This is a genomic window from Pseudomonas sp. HN2-3 (assembly GCF_020691745.1).
Classification (GTDB): Bacteria; Pseudomonadota; Gammaproteobacteria; order Pseudomonadales; family Pseudomonadaceae; genus Aquipseudomonas; species Aquipseudomonas capeferrum.
In genome coordinates this window covers 2,588,316-2,603,227 of the sequence record NZ_CP085704.1, presented here as the reverse complement: position 1 = coordinate 2,603,227, position 14,912 = coordinate 2,588,316, and the positions used below count along the sequence as shown (strand labels likewise).

Below are 14,912 nucleotides of genomic sequence, written 5' to 3'. Positions count from 1 at the left end.
CGGCGCAAGGATGCGCCGGCTTCAGCCGCCAACAGGGGTATCGACCAGCTTCCAGCTGTCGTCGGGGTCGAAGCGCTTCATGGCCTTGGCGAGCTTCTCTCCTTCTGGCCCCAGGTCCTTTTCGAAGACCTGCCCGTCGTGGCTGATCATGAAACTCATCACCCCGCTGTCGTCATATTTGGCAGGCCAGGCAACCAGGGCGAAACCACGGCTCATCTGGTTGCCGATCAGGTAGCTGTAGGCGCCCCCGGGCGCTGACGGGCCTTGTGCAGCGAGGATGCGGAAACGGTAGCCGTACCAGTCATCACCGACCACATCCCGGCCGAACAGTGGCCCCAATGGGCTGACCTGGCCATCGCCGGCATCTTCCCAGTACAGGCCGTCGTGCTTGCCGGGCGTACTGAGGATCTTCTGTGCATACTCGAGCGCACCGTTGCCATTGCGGTCCTGCGAGGCGTAATCGAGCTGCGCGTCGTGGTAGGCCAGCACCGACTGCAACGCCGCCAGCTCGTTGCGGCCGATGCGCCTGGCGCGGATTTCGGCGCTGCCGGCCTTGAGGTCGAAACGCCAACCGCGGCTGCCTTGGATGATGGGAATGGGCAGTGTCCATCGTTCGTGCCCCACTGCCAGGATGGCCTGGTGCTCATGGGGCCTTTCAACGCGGTGCGCTTCGCGGTACTGCTGCAAGAACGCATCCACGTCGCTGCGCTGTACGCCGCCGCTGGGGATATAGGTTCGCCAGTCATCCCCCAACAACTGTGCCAGGCGTGTCTCGTCGGCGTGCTCCTTGCCCAGCGCTGCAACAAAGGCTTCGGCGGCCTTTTCGGGCGTCGGGAAGGCCTCCTGCGCCGTCACCAGGCACGAGCCCGCCATCCCTGCGACCAACAACCAACAACGGGCACAGGCAACCCACCCTGATCGACGGTTCATCGACGGCCTCCTCCACCACGGCGCATGGGCGCACTGGGCCTGGAAATCTGATGCCCGGCGGCTCGCGCAGTGTGCGGCCGCTGGGCAAACGACTGGCTGATGCGACCTCGGTCGGCCTGCGCACGGGTGCTCGATGGCGAGCGCACGCCATCGAAGGCGTTATTGCGGGCACGGCCAGCGCTGTTGGCCGGCCGCGCTTGCGCCACCTGCTGCCTGGCCTGCAGGTTGTCACGGCTACTGCCCGCCTGCGCTCGGCGCTCGGCAGGCCGTGGGGTGTTCGCCTGCGCCTCGCGCACCCGGTCGCGCGCCTCGCGGTTGCTGGTGGCAGGCCGTTCGATGCCTGCCCTGTCCATCGAGGCGCGCGCCTTGTCCCGTGCCTGGGCACGCTGGGCGTCGTCACCCCGGAAGGCGGTGCGCTGCGCGGCGCCGTCCAGTTGCCGGCCATATTGCTGACGGCTGCGTGCATCGCGGTATGGCACGCCTTCGCGATTTACCGCATTGTGCTGCCACTTGTTCTGGTTGTTGCTGATGCGGTTGTTGACGTTGATGTTGTTGTAGCGATTGACGTCGATATCGATGTCGTTGTGGCCCCAGTCGCAATTGCCCCACAGCGAACTGACAATCGCAACGCCGGTACCGAACGCCAGCCCCGCCACCAGTGCGGAGCCTGCGTAATACATCGGCGGCGGCGGGTAATACACCGGTGGTGAGGCCGGGTAGGCCCAGGTGCCGTAGACGGTGGTCGGGTTGTAGCTGGGCACGTACACCACCTGCGGTTCGGCGGGCTCGATGATGATGGTGGTCGGCGCGCTGCTGGCCGGAGCACTGGCCTTGGGCGCCGGTGCCGCCTGCACAGTCACCTGCTGGTACTGGTTGCTCTGCAGGTTACCGGCAGCCTGGGCCTGGTGACGCAGGCGCTGCACGCCATTCATGACATCGTCGGGTTGCGCGAGGAAGGCATCGCCCAGACGCTGGACCCAGACTGGGTCCTGGCCGAGGGTTGCCAGCACCTGCGGGAAGGCGACCAGCGCCTGCACACTCGGGTCCCAGGCCTGGTTGGCCACTTGCTTGACCGCAGCGTCGCCAGTGGCCTTAGGGTTGGCCTTGGACCAGGCCACCGCCTCGGCCACTTGCCCGGGGTAGGTCGCCGCCATCAGTACCTGCGCCAGCAGCGCATCCGGGTAAAGGGCAAGGGGCGCCAGCATCTGGTCCAGTTGCTCCTGGGTGAACACCGCCTCCTTGGCGGCGACTGCGGCGGTTTGCGGCGCCGCAGCATCCTCGGCCTTGACCAGCCCCGGTACGCCTTGCAGGCACAGCACCGCCGACAAGACCCCGAACAATGGCATGCGCATGACTTATCCCTATGTGGTCGAACCGCGTGGGTTAACGGTAGCAAAGCTCAGCCGTATTGCCCGCCAGAAGGTGCTGTCGATAGTCACTATCGAGCAAGGCAATTTCTACTGATCGAGGATGCCCAATAACCTTGCTCCATCGCTTCGATCCCTGCGCCCCCCAAACTCTGGAGCTGCTCGATGAAAACCTCGGCCCGCCTGTTGCTCACTGCCCTGATTGCCACCGCCATGACCGTGTTGAGCGGCTGCGCCAGCCACCCTGAACTGCGCGCCTACACCGCCGAGGAAACCCGGCAGTTGCAACTCGAAGCGTTGCAACGCCAGGGCCTTTCCCTGGACGAATACGAACAACGGCGGTTGGTCATCCAGCGCGCTGGCAGCGATCAAGTGGTGACAGAGGTTGCCGAACGCTCCTCCTCCAGCCAAGGCTAGGCCCGGCCACGTTCAGTGCGCGCGAAAATTCCAGATGATTTCCACCACCCGCGACGCCAGAACCAGGTACAGCAAACACAGCGCAACCTGCAGCGCCGTGTGATACGGCAGCTTGGCCAAGCGATGCAGCGTATCGCTGACATTCAACAGCAGCAGCAATGCCGACACGATGATCAACCCCCAGCCGGTCACGCTCGGTACCCACAGCCCGAGGAACACGGGGTCGCTGTTGTGCAGGGCATCCGTACCGGCGGCAAACAGCAGGCCGCAGACCAACAGGTTCTTGAAATTGTCAAAAACCTTGGTGCTCAGGTCCGCATCCAGCAGGTCGAGGTATTTCCGCCACAGTCTGCGCATGGCCTGGGCCTTGGAGTGGAAAGTGTTCAGGCAATTCTAGAAGAGAATGTGCGACGCTCGGGCGTAAACGCACGATCAGCGCTAGCCCTGCCGCCTGGGTGGCGCGCCGAACGGTTTGCACCCTTGGCCAACACGGGTATCCTTGGGCGCTCTACAGCAAGCCTTCCAGGACGGTGACCATGACCAGGCCCATTCTGTTGCTGAGCGCAGCGCTGCTGTTCAGCGCCGCGTTGCAGGCCCAGCAGATACAGCGCCAATTGGGCGATTTCGACTTCAAACTTGGCACTACGCCGACGCGCAGCATGGCCCAGGGGCTTATTTCGCCGAGCGCCGTGGGGGCCTTTCATGGCGGCCTCGACCTCAGCCACCTCAACGGCTGGTACTTGGGGCAATACGCCCCGAGCATGGGCCTGTCGCCCGACTCCACCCTGCGCCTGGACAGCTACATGGGCTACCAGCACCACTTCGACAGCACCCTGGGCTATGAAGTGGGGTTGATCCACTACAGCCAACCCAACCTCTCAGGCCCTGACAGCTACGCCGTCTACGGGGGCATCTCGGTATACGGCAGCCGTTTTGGTGGCGCGTTGCGTGACAACCCCGACAACCGCACCAGCACCCTGTTCGCCGACCTCGGTCAACTGCCCCTGCTCGACGCCGACTTTACCGTCAAGCTGGCCCATCATCGTTTGGGCACGCCGTTCACGATTGGCGATGGCAGCCAGGTCAGCGCGTTTTCCGACTGGTCGCTGGAGCTGTCGCGGCCTTGGCTGGGCATCGACCTCAATTTGATCTACAGCAACTCCAACCTCAGCGGTTCCGGTTGCGATGCCTATGCCGGTATCAATGCGTATTGCGAGAGTGTGGTCACGTTCAAGGCGCAGCGCAGTTTCTTCTAGCCTGAGGCGCTGATCAGTCCGTTGCCGCCACGGCCTCGATTTCCATGAACATCCCGTCCAGCGCCAAGCGCGGTAGCGGTATCTTGGCCGGCGATATACAGCAACTCGCACGGGGGAAGAAAGGCCCGAGTATCAGACCTCGCGTTAGCTTGAGGTCAAGAACGCCGTAAGACTTTTCTGATAGCGAAGTCGGAGCATTGAACCACGTGTGTGTTTTCAGCGAGGTCTGTCAGCCGCTAGATTGCAAGACCCGGCACGGAGGCCAGCCTGCAACAAGGAAAGCGACAATGACCAAGCATCATTTTCAACTCGCCTACACCATCAACCCACGGCATGAAGGCGATGAGGACGAAGCCGCGAGCGCACGCCTGCATCTGCGCAAAATCGGCTGGGATACCGTTGAGCACATTGAAACCACGTTGTTGGGTGTGGTTCACCTCTACCATGCGACGACGGCGGACCGGATCGACGAGGCCGAGAAGCAGATACGCGACCGCATCCACGAAGAGCTCAAGAGCTTGCGTGTGCTGTCGCGCGTCAGGTTTCACGGCTGCTTGATGGTGGATGGCCTGGGCCAGGCCATCCGGTTCAGCATCCTGCCCTGAGGCGTTGACGGTGGCCGCATCAGGCGCCCCCGCGCCTGATGCTCTGGCTATTACTTTTCCTGCAATACCGCCCTGCCCTTCACTGCGCGCGGCCCGCGCCAAGCCCAGAACAGCAAGCCTGGCAACGGTGCATAGACCACGAATACGACCCATAGCATCTTGCGCTCGGCGCGCCGGTCACTGCCGATGATGTGCCAGATGGCCCAGATTTCCAGAAGAATCACGACGGCTGCGAGGATGATCCAGATCGTTCCGATTTCCATGAGCGCTCTCCCATTGGCGTGTAATGCGTTGGGCTGTGGCAGGCGCTGAGGGTTCAATTTGGTTAGAAGGTACGCCGTCAGGGTTTCGGCGCCTATGAGATCGAGCGCCGCCCGCGCGGCGCTTCGCGGGGCAAGCCCGCTCCCACTGTCTACCTTCGGCCAATTATGCCTGTGACATCTTCACTGTCCGCCTCGTATGTTCGACTCGATATCGAGCCGGTGCATCGTTCGGATCCCCTTAAGCTCATGCCATGCACCAAGGCTTGCAGTGGAGATCTCACTGACAAAACTGGCCGGAGGTGGACAGTGGGAGCGGGCTTGCCCCGCGAAGCGCCGCGCGGGCGGCGCTCGATCTCATAGGCGCTGGAAAATTCAAGCCATGCACTCCCCCCGCCCAATTGCCTGAACACGACCTCAAATACGACACCCCCACCCCGGAGATTGTCTTTCCCCCTGCCACCGAGCACACTCCCCAGGCCAGCCAGGAAGCGGAGTCCAGAGTGCCCACCCCACGTCAGTTCAGCAAAAAGACCAGCACCAGCAACATGCTGCGGCTCAAGTCCACCACCGCAAATGCCCAAGCGCCCTATCGGGTCGACTTCGTATTGCTGGAACACTTCTCCATGGCCAGCTTCACCGTGGCCATGGATGTGCTGGTCACCGCCAACCTGCTGCGCACCGACAGCTTCCAGTTCACCCCGCTGTCGCTGGACGGTGACCGGGTGTTGAGCGACCTGGGGCTGGAGTTGGTGGCCAGCGACCTGTCGGCCGAAGCACTGCGCGAGCTGGACCTGCTGATCATCTGCGGCGGCCTGCGCACGCCGCTCAGGTACCCTGAACTCGACCGACTGCTGCACGACTGCGCAGCCCACGGCATGGCCCTGGGCGGCCTGTGGAACGGCGCCTGGTTCCTCGGCCGCGCGGGCGTGCTGGATGACTATGGCTGCAGCATCCACCCCGAGCAACGCGCCAGCCTCTCGGAGCGCAGCCCGCAAACCCGCATCACCCCGGCCAGTTTCACCCTCGACCGTGACCGCCTCAGCGCCGCCAGCCCCAATGGCGCCATGGAGCTGATGCTCGGCCTGGTTCGCAGGCTCTACGGCGACGGCCTGGCCGAAGGCGTCGAAGAAATCCTGTCGTTCTCGGGCGCGCGCTATCGCCAGGTCGGCCCGGGGGCGAAAAAGTCCATGAGCCTGCACATGCGCACCATCGTCGAGCTGATGGAGAACAACCTCGAAGAAACCCTCAGCCTCGATCAGCTGGCCGCCTACAGCGGGCGCTCGCGGCGCCAGATCGACCGCTTGTTCCAGGCCCAACTGGGCACCTCGCCGCGGCGCTACTACATGGAATTGCGCATCACCAAGAGCCGCCGCCTGCTGCAGTACTCCGACCTGTCGGTGATGGACGTGGCAGTGGCCTGCGGGTTCGTTTCGGTGTCGCACTTCAGCAAGTGCTACGCCGCATACTTCGGCTACCCGCCGTCACGCGAGCAACGGCTGGGCGAATGACACCGCTCAGGCGCGGATGTAGCGAATGACCGCGTCACCGATCATGGTCTTGTGGCGCTGCTTGATGGCTTCGTCGGCGAGGTCTATCTGGAAGATCTCGCCGAAGGTGTGGCGGTTCGACACCCGGTAGAAACAGAACGAGCTCATCAGCATGTGCAGGTCGATGACCTCGATACCGGCACGGAACACGCCTTCCTGCTCGCCCCGGCGCAGGGTACTGCCAAGGGCTTCGAGCACCAGGCTGCTCATTTCGCGAATGACCGGCGACTGTTTGACGTACTCGCCGTAGTGAATGTTCTCGGTGCAGATGATGCGCACGAAATCGACATTGCGGTCGTGGTGATCGAAGGTGAACTCCACCAGACGGCGGATCGCCTGCTCGGCCGGCAGCGACTCCAGGTCCAGGCTTTGCTCGGTCTTGCGGATATCACCGTAGAGTTTGACCAGGCACTCGACGTACAACTGCTCCTTGCTGCCGAAGTAGTAGTAGATCATGCGTTTGGAGGTGGCGGTGCGCTCGGCGATGGCATCGACGCGCGCGCCGGCCAGGCCCTGCTGGACGAACTCGTTGATGGCGGCCTGAAGGATATCCTCGCGCGTTTTCTCGGGGTTGTTCTTGCGCGACTTGCGCACCCCTTCGATCTCAGGCTGGCCGAGGCTGACTACGGAATCACTCATACCCACTCACAGGCTGTTTATTGGAATACAGTGATTATCCGTGAGCGCGGCCATGCAGGGAAGCACGCTGTTGGTCGGGTAGCCACGAAACGGCGTTGCAGGCAAACCGCCGACGGCGCTTGAAGTCACGCCCCGCAACCCGCTAGCCTGCGTTCCTCTGCCCTGGACGGACCCTGCCCCATGCAACCGCGTGACTTTGCCGCCTACCTGTTTCTGGCCATTGCCTGGGGATTTTCCTTTCTGGTCCTGCTCAAGGTGGTGCACGCCTTCGGCTGGGTCGGCGCGGTCAGCCTGCGGGCGCTGATTGCCGGCAGTACCCTGGCGATTCTGGCCGCCTTGCTCGGGCGCACCCTGCGCCTGCGCCCGCTGTTGAAACCGCTGCTGGTGATCGGCGCTACCACCGTGGCCGGGCAGTTGATCGGCATGTCCTATGCCACCCCGCGGATCGGTACGGCCATGGCGGCGATCTTCGTGGCCACCATCCCACTGTTCTCGATGATCATCGGCCGTGTCTGGGGGCTGGAGAAAATCACCTTGCAGGGCCTGGCGGGCCTGCTTCTGGGCTTCGTCGGTATCGCCATGCTGGTGGGGTTTCCGGCCCAGCCGGTCAGCGACGTGTTCATCCACGGCTGCATCGCTTCGCTGTTCGGTGCCTTGAGCGCCGCGTTCGGCAGCAACTACGCCAGCCTGCACCTGCGTGGCCAGGACCCGTGGACCGTCACCGGCGGCGCCTTCCTGGCCGGCGGCCTGCTGACCCTGCCCCTGCTGTGGGTGGTGCCGGTGCCCAGCGTGCCGCAAGCCAGCGACTGGCTGTACTTGATGATCAGCGGCGCGGTCATGAGCGCCACCACGTACGTGCTGTATTTCGGCCTGGTGGCGCGCATCGGCGCCACCCGTGCCCTCAGTGTCGAGTTCGTGGTGACGTTGGTCGCGGTACTGGTGGGCGCGCTGTTCCTCGACGAAGCCTTGAGCCTGCTGCAACTGGCGGGCGGCGCGGTGGTGCTGGTCGGCTGCCTGCTGGTGCTGGGCCTGCTGCCAGGGCGCAAACCGCGCCTGCCAAACTGAGCCCTCAGTCGCGCTGCGCGGTATTGCGCTCTACCGGAGGGGCCAGGTGCAGTACGCGGTTACGCCCGCCTTCGGCAAGCAGGTAACCACCTTTGCCATCGGCAACGATTGCCTGGGGCGCCTTGAGGAACGACAGCACCGTCTGGCGCGTGCCATCGGCGTCGATGCGCAGCAGGCGGGCGCGGTGCGTGTTGTCTTCGCTGATCCACAAGCCGCGCTGGTCGCAAAACAGGAAGGTCGGGTTGCGCAGGCCATCGACCACCACCGGGTCCTGGCCGTCCTCGGACAATGCGCGAACCTTGCCGTTGGCTTTCTCGGTATACAGCAGGCGGCCATCGTTGCAGCGGGTCAGGCCTTCGGTTTCGCTGAGCCCTGTGCGCAGCACATCCAGCTGGCCGCTGCGCCAGTCATAGCGCATCAACCGCCCATTGCCCTTGCGGTCTTCGATCGCATAGAGGTGATCGCCATCGTTCCACAACCCTTGCACGCTCTCGCCGTCGAACAGGTGGGTGACCTGGCCGTCGCGAGACAGGCTGACCGGCGCAAGGCCACCCTCCTGGCTGAAGACCCAGCCGCCCTCGGCCGCGACCATGCCGTCGGGCTTGGACAGGTTGTCGATCACCACCACGCGGTCACCCTGGGCAGTAATCTTGAGGATGCTGCCACGGCCGTCGTCCAGCTCGCGGCTGACCAGCAGGCTGCCGTCGGCCTGCGGCAACAACGACGCAGCCTTGGTCACGTCGCGGTGCAACACCTCGACATCCCAACCGCTGGCAGCCTGGACGGGGTAAAAACTCTGCCAGGCGAAGAAGCCCAGCGTGGCAGCGAGCAGGCTGGCGGTGGCGGTCAGGCCGATGCGGGTGCTGCGTTTGCGCAGGATGTGCGGCATGAAAAAGGGCTCCTCGAGAGTGCGGGATCCTAGCAAGGAGATGTGAAAAAAATGTCATGGCACACTGTATTTGCCGTGTAACGGGTGCTGAATCGTGAATCATAAAAATGATATAAAAATAACTAAACATTCTAACTAAATGGAATAAACAAATTGAAAGCCAAACGCCACCTCCTTAGTCTGGGCGCATCGATTGCCACCCCATTCAAGGAATACGCCTCATGCCCGTCCGTGCCTTCTCGCCCCTGCGTCGCCTGCTAATCGGCGGCCTGCTGGCCAGTGTCGCCAGCGCCCTGTTGCCTTGGTCCAATGCCCTGGCCGAAGACGCCAAGACCCTGCGTATTGGTTACCAGAAGTTCAACAGCATCAATATTCTCAAAGGCAGCGGCGCCCTGGAGAAAGCCCTCGCCCCGCAAGGCGTGACCGTCAGCTGGCACGAGTTCGCCGCAGGCCCGCAATTGCTCGAAGCCCTGAGCACCGGCGCCATCGACCTCGGCCACGCCGCTGACGCCCCGTCAGTATTTGCCCAGGCCGCCGGTAAACCGGTGGTCTACCTGGCCGCCGAACAACCCTACCCACGCGGTATCGGCCTGGTGGTACGCGAGCAAGACCACCTCACCAGCGTGCAGGACCTCAAAGGCAAGCGGGTAGCCACCGGCCGCGGCTGGAACGCCCAGTACCTGTTGGCCGTCGCGCTGGAGCAAGCCGGCCTGAGCTACCAGGACATCACCCCCGCCTACGTCAATAATGCCGCCGACGCAGTGGCGGCCCTGCAATCAGGCAGCGTCCAGGCCGTGACCCTGTGGGACCCGTTCCTCGCGGCGGCAGAAAGCCAGCCAGGGCTCAAGAACCTGCGCGACGGCAGCGGCCTGACCAACAACCGCACGTTCTACCTTTCCACTGCTGCGTTCGCCGACCAGCACCGCCCGCTGCTCAAGGCCTTCTTCGCCGAACTGGGCAAGGTCAGCCAATGGGCCAACGCCGAGCCTGCGCAAGTCGCCGCGCTGCTGGCGCCGCAGTTGGGGATCAAGGCCGACGTGCTGCAAGTGGCCAGCGAACGCCGTAACTACAACGCCGTCGCCATTACCCCGCAGATCGTCGCCGAACAGCAGAAGCTGGCCGACACCTTCCAGGGCCTGGGCCTGATTCCGCGCAAGTTGCAGGTAGCCGATGCGGTCTACCCGGCTTCCGTGCTGCCGTGACTGGAGACTGACCGCCATGCCCCGCCCCATCCGCTTCAACGCCTTCAGCATGAACGCCGCCAGCCACCAGTCCCCTGGCCTGTGGCGCCACCCGCGTAACACCAGCGTGGCCTTCAACCGCCTGGACTACTGGACCGACCTGGCCCGCCTGCTGGAGCGCGGCCTGTTCGATGCGCTGTTCATCGCCGATGTGCTGGGCATCTACGACGTCTATCAGGGTGGCCCCGAAGCGGCCCTGCGCGGCGGCGTACAGGTGCCGGTCAACGACCCGCTGCTGCTGGTTCCGGCCATGGCCGGGGTCACCGAGCACCTGGGCTTTGGCGTGACCTTCTCACTGACCTACGAGCACCCCTACCCCTTTGCCCGGCGCATGTCCACGCTTGACCACCTGAGCAATGGCCGAGTCGGCTGGAACATTGTCACCGGCTACCTGGACAGCGCCGCGCGCAACCTGGGCCTGGCTCGCCAGCTTGGCCACGACCAGCGTTACGACCTGGCCGAGGAGTACCTGCAGGTGCTGTACAAACTGTGGGAAAAAAGCTGGGACGACGATGCGGTGGTGCTTGAGCGTGACAGCGGCCGCTACATCGATCCTGCCCGGGTACACCCGATCAGCCATGCCGGCGAGCACTTCCAGGTGCCTGGCATGCACCTGTGCCAGCCCTCGCCGCAGCGCACGCCGGTGCTGTTCCAGGCGGGGGCCTCGGCACGCGGCCAGCAGTTCGCCGCGCAACATGCCGAGTGCGTGTTCATCAGCGGGCCTACGGCTACGGTGCTGCGCCGCTATGCCGACGGCATCCGCCAGGCCAGCGAGGCTGCCGGGCGTGGCCGCGACGAGGTACTGATCTACGCCCAGGCCCTGCTGATCGTCGCCCCCTCCCGTGAAGAAGCCGAAGCGCGCTTCGCCGAGTACCGTGGCTACGTTGACCTGGACGCCGCCCTGGCCCTGCTGTCGGGCTGGACCGGCATCGACTTCGCCGGCCTCGACCCGGATGCCCCCATCGAATATGTCGAGAACGATGCCGGCCGCGCGGCCCTGGCCGCCTTCACCGCGGCCGACCCCAACCGCCGCTGGACCGTGCGCGAGGCCGCCGAGTTCGTTGGCCTGGGGGGCCGCGGCCCGGTACTGGTGGGCGCAGCCAGTGATATTGCCGATCAGTTGGAAAGCTGGCTGGACGAGACCGGCATCGACGGGTTCAACCTCACCTACGCCGTGCAACTTGATGACCTGGCCAATGTGGTCGAGCTGCTGATACCCGAGCTGCAACGTCGCGGCCGCTACCCCCTGCACTACCAGGACGGCACCTTGCGCCACAAGCTGTTCGGCCAGGGCAACCGCCTGCCGGAGCAACATGCAGGGCGCCAGGTTAGCATTCAGCCGGCAAATACCGGGTATTCCAACATTTAATTTGTAGATGGCACGCGCTCGACCCTATTCTGTCGGCACATCCCCTGCGCCGCACCGGCCGGTGCGGTTCACGGCACGGGGAGAGAACAACAAGTCGAGATCGTCCATGTCGAATCATTCCTACTTCGCCCCCCACGGTGGGCACCCGGCTCAAACCGAGCTGCTGACTGACCGTGCCATGTTCACCGAAGCCTATGCCGTCATCCCCAAGGGCGTGATGCGTGACATCGTCACCAGCCACCTGCCGTTCTGGGACAAGATGCGCATGTGGGTCATCGCCCGCCCGCTGACCGGCTTTGCCGAGACCTTCTCGCAGTACATCGTCGAAGTTGCCCCGGAAGGCGGCAGCGAGCGCCCGGAACTGGACCCCAACGCCGAAGCCGTGGTGTTCGTGGTCGAGGGTGAGCTCGACATCACCCTGGAAGGCAAGCACCACACCCTGACCCAGGGCGGCTACGCCTTCATCGCCCCAGGCGCCGAGTGGAGCCTGCGCAACCACAGCAAGGCCAACGTCACCTTCCACTGGCTGCGCAAGCACTACCAGAAGGTTGAAGGCCTGGACCTGCCAGAGTCCTTCGTCACCCACCGCGACAATGCCACTGTCATTGAAATGCCGGGTACCGAAGGCCGCTGGATCACCACCCGCTTCGTCGACATGGCCGACATGCGCCACGACATGCACGTCAACATCGTGACCTTCCAGCCAGGCGGCGTCATTCCGTTCGCTGAAACCCACGTCATGGAGCACGGCCTGTATGTGCTGGAAGGCAAGGCGGTGTACCGCCTGAACCAGGACTGGGTCGAAGTCGAAGCCGGCGACTTCATGTGGCTGCGCGCCTTCTGCCCGCAAGCCTGCTACGCCGGTGGCCCAGGCAACTTCAGCTACCTGCTGTACAAGGACGTCAACCGCCACGTGCACCTGACCCTCAACCCACAGCGTTGAGCCCAGGCTGATGGTCCGAAGCCCGCCACCTGGCGGGCTTTCTGTTTGCCGCTCATACTGATCACCCCTGCCCTGCGCGGTGCTCATCATGAACCGCTATCGCCTGCTTGCCGCCCTGTTGCTGGCGCTGTCCGGCGCTGCTCAGGCAGCCGACGACTGGAACCTGGCCTACGACAGAGAAGGCATCCGCGTCTACCTCAGTGCCGCTGCCGGCTCCCCTTACCAGCAATTTCGCGGTGTCAGCACCATGAAGGCCAGCGTGCGCACGCTCACCGACCTGCAGGAAAACCTGCGGGTGGCATGCAAATGGCTGTACGCCTGTGCCGAAATGCGCCTGCTGGAGGTCGACGGCGACAGTACCTGGGTGTACCTGACCACCGACCTGCCGTGGCCGACGATGCCGCGGGATATCGTGCTCAAGGTCACCACCGAACTGCGCGACGATGGCACCCTGTTGCGCCACCTGCGCGCCGACCCCGGCAAGGTCCCCGAGGTGGCCGGGCTGATACGCGTGCAGCGCCTCACGGGCGAATGGGTGATGAAACCGCTGGGTGAACGGCAAACCGAGGTTACCTACCAGCTCAAGGCAGACCCTGCCGGGGATGTGCCCGGCTGGCTGGCCAACCGCTTCGTGGTGGATGCGCCGGTGGTTACCCTGCGCACCCTGCGGGCGGTGGCCGAGCGCCAACGCTGAGGCCCGCTCGCCGATGCCTGGGGTTTCAGGACACCGTGGCAGCCATCTGGCGGGCACACACCTTGACCCGTCGCCGGTAGGCCAGCAGCAAACCGATATACCACAGCGGCATGACATACAGCGCCGTACGCGTATCAGGCTCCAGGGCCAGCAGGCACAACACGAAGATCAGAAACAGCTGCGCCATGGCCGCCGTCGTCTTGCCACCCGGCAGCTTGAACCTAGACTGCTCATGTGCCTTGGGGTTCTGACGGCGGTAGGCGAAGTAGGACATCAGAATCAACGACCAGGTGACGATGATCATCACCGCAGAAATGGTCGATACCAGGGTGAACACGGTCATGACCTCGGGGATCACGAACAGCAGCGTCAGCGCAATCGCCATGCACACCCCCGAGAACATCAACGCCCTGACCGGCGTACCCGACCCGGACAGGCGCCCGAATGCCGTGGGTGCCTGCTGTTGATGCGCCAGGCCATAGAGCATCCGCGACCCCGAGTACACACCGCTGTTGGCGGACGAGGCCGCAGAGGTCAGCACGACAAAGTTGATGATCCCGGCAGCAGCCGGCAGGCCGCCGAGCAGGAACAGCTCGACGAATGGGCTGCGATTGGCAGGCACGTTGGCCCACGAGACCACACTGATGATGCACACCAGCGAACAGATGTAGAACAGCAGGATACGCACCGGAATGGTGTTGATCGCCTTGGGCAGGGTCCTTTCGGGGTCCTTGGCCTCGGCTGCCGCCGTACCGATCAGTTCGGTGCCGACAAACGAGAAGATCGCGATCTGGAACCCGGCAAGGAAGCCGAGAATGCCGTGGGGCATGACCACACCGGGCGCCACCAGGTGGCTGAAGGAGGCTGTGACCCCGCCTGGGGAGGTGTACGACGTGGCGACCATCACCAGCCCCGTCACCACCAGCAACACGATCGCAACGATCTTGATCAGCCCGAACCAGAACTCGACTTCGCCGAAGGCCTTCACGGCAAGCATGTTCAGGCCCAGCAGCAGGAACATCGTGGTAAAAGCCGGTAGCCAGGTGGGCACGCCGGGGTACCAGTACTGGAAGAAACCTGCCACCACCACCACATCGCCCACCGCCGCCACCACCCAGCTGAGCCAGTATGACCAACTGAGGATGTAACCGGCACGCGGCCCCAGGTAGTTATGCACCAGGTCTGCGAACGACTCCATGTGCAGGTTGGCGAGCAGCATCTCACCCATCGCACGCATGATGCAGAACACGAAAAAGCCGATGATGGCGTACACCAGAATGATCGAGGTGCCTGATAGCGCGATAATCTTGCCCGACCCCATGAACAGCCCGGTACCGATCGCGCCACTGATCGAAATGAGCTGAATATGCCTGTTTTCCAGCCGTCGTTTCAGTGTGCGGCCAGCCTCCGGAGTCGCGTCTTGCGAGTTGCACGTTGGATGCATAGTTGACCTCTTATTCTTTTTCTGTAAAACCCTCGCCCTCGCCACTGCGGCCGTTAGTTGGCACGAAAGTGCAAACGCCTTGTGATAGCAAGCGTCAGGAGGTAGGGGTATTAATGCAGATGGATAAGCACGCCCAGATGAACTTTTCATCAGGCCTGAGAGTGATTGAAAGCCCACCACAAGTGCACGCCCATTATTCGGGGAGATGCCTGGCAAGACAGTGTTGAACGTGAAATACATGGC

16 protein-coding genes are annotated in these 14,912 nt (G+C 63.6%); 9 read left to right on the top strand and 7 right to left on the bottom strand.

Translation table 11 applies throughout. The features are described 5' to 3' along the window. Window positions 1-21: 21 nt before the first annotated feature. Complete coding sequence (locus LJX93_RS11905; RefSeq protein ID WP_050506043.1) at window positions 22-930, bottom strand: DUF2950 domain-containing protein; 909 nt, start codon at window positions 928-930, stop codon at window positions 22-24. Next, a complete protein-coding gene (locus LJX93_RS11900) occupies window positions 927-2,282 on the bottom strand; it encodes a DUF3300 domain-containing protein (protein ID WP_227697222.1) in 1,356 nt (451 codons plus the stop codon). Before LJX93_RS11900 ends, LJX93_RS11905 begins: the two co-directional genes overlap by 4 nt. Window positions 2,283-2,462: 180 nt before the next feature. Here LJX93_RS11900 and LJX93_RS11895 point away from each other — a divergent pair, with 180 nt between their 5' ends. Next, window positions 2,463-2,714 carry a hypothetical protein gene (locus tag LJX93_RS11895; RefSeq protein WP_033697503.1) on the top strand — a complete coding sequence of 84 codons (252 nt, stop codon included), beginning with the start codon at window positions 2,463-2,465 and terminating at the stop codon, window positions 2,712-2,714. Between the two features lie 12 nt (window positions 2,715-2,726). Here the strand turns inward: LJX93_RS11895 and LJX93_RS11890 are convergent, their stop codons facing one another. After that, a complete protein-coding gene (locus tag LJX93_RS11890; RefSeq protein WP_033697502.1) occupies window positions 2,727-3,071 on the bottom strand; it encodes a hypothetical protein in 345 nt (114 codons plus the stop codon). 179 nt (window positions 3,072-3,250) lie between these two features. Between LJX93_RS11890 and LJX93_RS11885 the strand changes: the two genes are divergently transcribed. Together LJX93_RS11885 and LJX93_RS11880 are read left to right on the top strand one after the other, a co-directional pair. Further along, the gene (locus LJX93_RS11885) at window positions 3,251-3,970 is read left to right on the top strand and encodes a TorF family putative porin (RefSeq protein WP_033697501.1); all 720 of its coding nucleotides are present in this window, start codon (window positions 3,251-3,253) and stop codon (window positions 3,968-3,970) included. 287 nt (window positions 3,971-4,257) lie between these two features. Next, complete coding sequence (locus tag LJX93_RS11880) at window positions 4,258-4,575, top strand: hypothetical protein (protein ID WP_033697500.1); 318 nt, start codon at window positions 4,258-4,260, stop codon at window positions 4,573-4,575. Window positions 4,576-4,625: 50 nt separating this feature from the next. On the opposite strand, the gene LJX93_RS11875 is transcribed toward LJX93_RS11880, so the two are convergent. Next, window positions 4,626-4,838: a PLDc N-terminal domain-containing protein gene (locus LJX93_RS11875; RefSeq protein WP_033697499.1), complete on the bottom strand. Its 213-nt coding sequence runs from the start codon at window positions 4,836-4,838 to the stop codon at window positions 4,626-4,628. A gap of 500 nt (window positions 4,839-5,338) precedes the next feature. On the opposite strand from LJX93_RS11875, the gene LJX93_RS11870 reads away from it, so the two are divergent. Beyond that, window positions 5,339-6,346, top strand: a complete 1,008-nt coding sequence (locus LJX93_RS11870; RefSeq protein WP_033697498.1) for a GlxA family transcriptional regulator — start codon at window positions 5,339-5,341, stop codon at window positions 6,344-6,346. 6 nt (window positions 6,347-6,352) lie between these two features. Here the strand turns inward: LJX93_RS11870 and LJX93_RS11865 are convergent, their stop codons facing one another. Further along, on the bottom strand, window positions 6,353-7,024 hold the full coding sequence (locus LJX93_RS11865; protein ID WP_095065147.1) for a TetR/AcrR family transcriptional regulator: 672 nt from the start codon (window positions 7,022-7,024) through the stop codon (window positions 6,353-6,355). Window positions 7,025-7,204: 180 nt separating this feature from the next. On the opposite strand from LJX93_RS11865, the gene LJX93_RS11860 reads away from it, so the two are divergent. Beyond that, complete coding sequence (locus LJX93_RS11860) at window positions 7,205-8,089, top strand: DMT family transporter (RefSeq protein ID WP_033697496.1); 885 nt, start codon at window positions 7,205-7,207, stop codon at window positions 8,087-8,089. Between the two features lie 4 nt (window positions 8,090-8,093). Here LJX93_RS11860 and LJX93_RS11855 read toward each other — a convergent pair whose 3' ends face one another. Next, the gene (locus LJX93_RS11855) at window positions 8,094-8,978 is read right to left on the bottom strand and encodes a hypothetical protein (RefSeq protein WP_227697221.1); all 885 of its coding nucleotides are present in this window, start codon (window positions 8,976-8,978) and stop codon (window positions 8,094-8,096) included. Between the two features lie 221 nt (window positions 8,979-9,199). Here LJX93_RS11855 and LJX93_RS11850 point away from each other — a divergent pair, with 221 nt between their 5' ends. The 4 genes from LJX93_RS11850 (at window position 9,200) to LJX93_RS11835 (ending at window position 13,225) form a co-directional block, all read left to right on the top strand. After that, the gene (locus LJX93_RS11850; protein ID WP_033697494.1) at window positions 9,200-10,180 is read left to right on the top strand and encodes an aliphatic sulfonate ABC transporter substrate-binding protein; all 981 of its coding nucleotides are present in this window, start codon (window positions 9,200-9,202) and stop codon (window positions 10,178-10,180) included. Window positions 10,181-10,196: 16 nt separating this feature from the next. Further along, the gene (locus tag LJX93_RS11845; RefSeq protein WP_227697220.1) at window positions 10,197-11,588 is read left to right on the top strand and encodes an LLM class flavin-dependent oxidoreductase; all 1,392 of its coding nucleotides are present in this window, start codon (window positions 10,197-10,199) and stop codon (window positions 11,586-11,588) included. A gap of 106 nt (window positions 11,589-11,694) precedes the next feature. Next, window positions 11,695-12,531 carry a bifunctional allantoicase/(S)-ureidoglycine aminohydrolase gene (locus tag LJX93_RS11840; RefSeq protein ID WP_047583757.1) on the top strand — a complete coding sequence of 279 codons (837 nt, stop codon included), beginning with the start codon at window positions 11,695-11,697 and terminating at the stop codon, window positions 12,529-12,531. Window positions 12,532-12,619: 88 nt separating this feature from the next. Beyond that, on the top strand, window positions 12,620-13,225 hold the full coding sequence (locus tag LJX93_RS11835) for an START domain-containing protein (RefSeq protein WP_033697488.1): 606 nt from the start codon (window positions 12,620-12,622) through the stop codon (window positions 13,223-13,225). Window positions 13,226-13,250: 25 nt separating this feature from the next. Here the strand turns inward: LJX93_RS11835 and LJX93_RS11830 are convergent, their stop codons facing one another. After that, window positions 13,251-14,669, bottom strand: coding sequence for an amino acid permease (locus LJX93_RS11830; protein WP_227697219.1), 1,419 nt, complete (start codon window positions 14,667-14,669; stop codon window positions 13,251-13,253). Between the last annotated feature and the right edge of the window lie 243 nt (window positions 14,670-14,912).

Excerpts from the sequence above, each read along its gene's own strand:
- LJX93_RS11905 (WP_050506043.1), bottom strand. The coding sequence starts at position 930 with ATGAACCGTCGATCAGGGTGGGTTGCCTGTGCCCGTTGTTGGTTGTTG.
- LJX93_RS11900 (WP_227697222.1), bottom strand. The coding sequence starts at position 2,282 with ATGCGCATGCCATTGTTCGGGGTCTTGTCGGCGGTGCTGTGCCTGCAA.
- LJX93_RS11895 (WP_033697503.1), top strand. The coding sequence starts at position 2,463 with ATGAAAACCTCGGCCCGCCTGTTGCTCACTGCCCTGATTGCCACCGCC.
- LJX93_RS11890 (WP_033697502.1), bottom strand. The coding sequence starts at position 3,071 with ATGCGCAGACTGTGGCGGAAATACCTCGACCTGCTGGATGCGGACCTG.
- LJX93_RS11885 (WP_033697501.1), top strand. The coding sequence starts at position 3,251 with ATGACCAGGCCCATTCTGTTGCTGAGCGCAGCGCTGCTGTTCAGCGCC.
- LJX93_RS11880 (WP_033697500.1), top strand. The coding sequence starts at position 4,258 with ATGACCAAGCATCATTTTCAACTCGCCTACACCATCAACCCACGGCAT.
- LJX93_RS11875 (WP_033697499.1), bottom strand. The coding sequence starts at position 4,838 with ATGGAAATCGGAACGATCTGGATCATCCTCGCAGCCGTCGTGATTCTT.
- LJX93_RS11865 (WP_095065147.1), bottom strand. The coding sequence starts at position 7,024 with ATGAGTGATTCCGTAGTCAGCCTCGGCCAGCCTGAGATCGAAGGGGTG.
- LJX93_RS11860 (WP_033697496.1), top strand. The coding sequence starts at position 7,205 with ATGCAACCGCGTGACTTTGCCGCCTACCTGTTTCTGGCCATTGCCTGG.
- LJX93_RS11855 (WP_227697221.1), bottom strand. The coding sequence starts at position 8,978 with ATGCCGCACATCCTGCGCAAACGCAGCACCCGCATCGGCCTGACCGCC.
- LJX93_RS11850 (WP_033697494.1), top strand. The coding sequence starts at position 9,200 with ATGCCCGTCCGTGCCTTCTCGCCCCTGCGTCGCCTGCTAATCGGCGGC.
- LJX93_RS11845 (WP_227697220.1), top strand. The coding sequence starts at position 10,197 with ATGCCCCGCCCCATCCGCTTCAACGCCTTCAGCATGAACGCCGCCAGC.
- LJX93_RS11840 (WP_047583757.1), top strand. The coding sequence starts at position 11,695 with ATGTCGAATCATTCCTACTTCGCCCCCCACGGTGGGCACCCGGCTCAA.
- LJX93_RS11835 (WP_033697488.1), top strand. The coding sequence starts at position 12,620 with ATGAACCGCTATCGCCTGCTTGCCGCCCTGTTGCTGGCGCTGTCCGGC.
- LJX93_RS11830 (WP_227697219.1), bottom strand. The coding sequence starts at position 14,669 with ATGCATCCAACGTGCAACTCGCAAGACGCGACTCCGGAGGCTGGCCGC.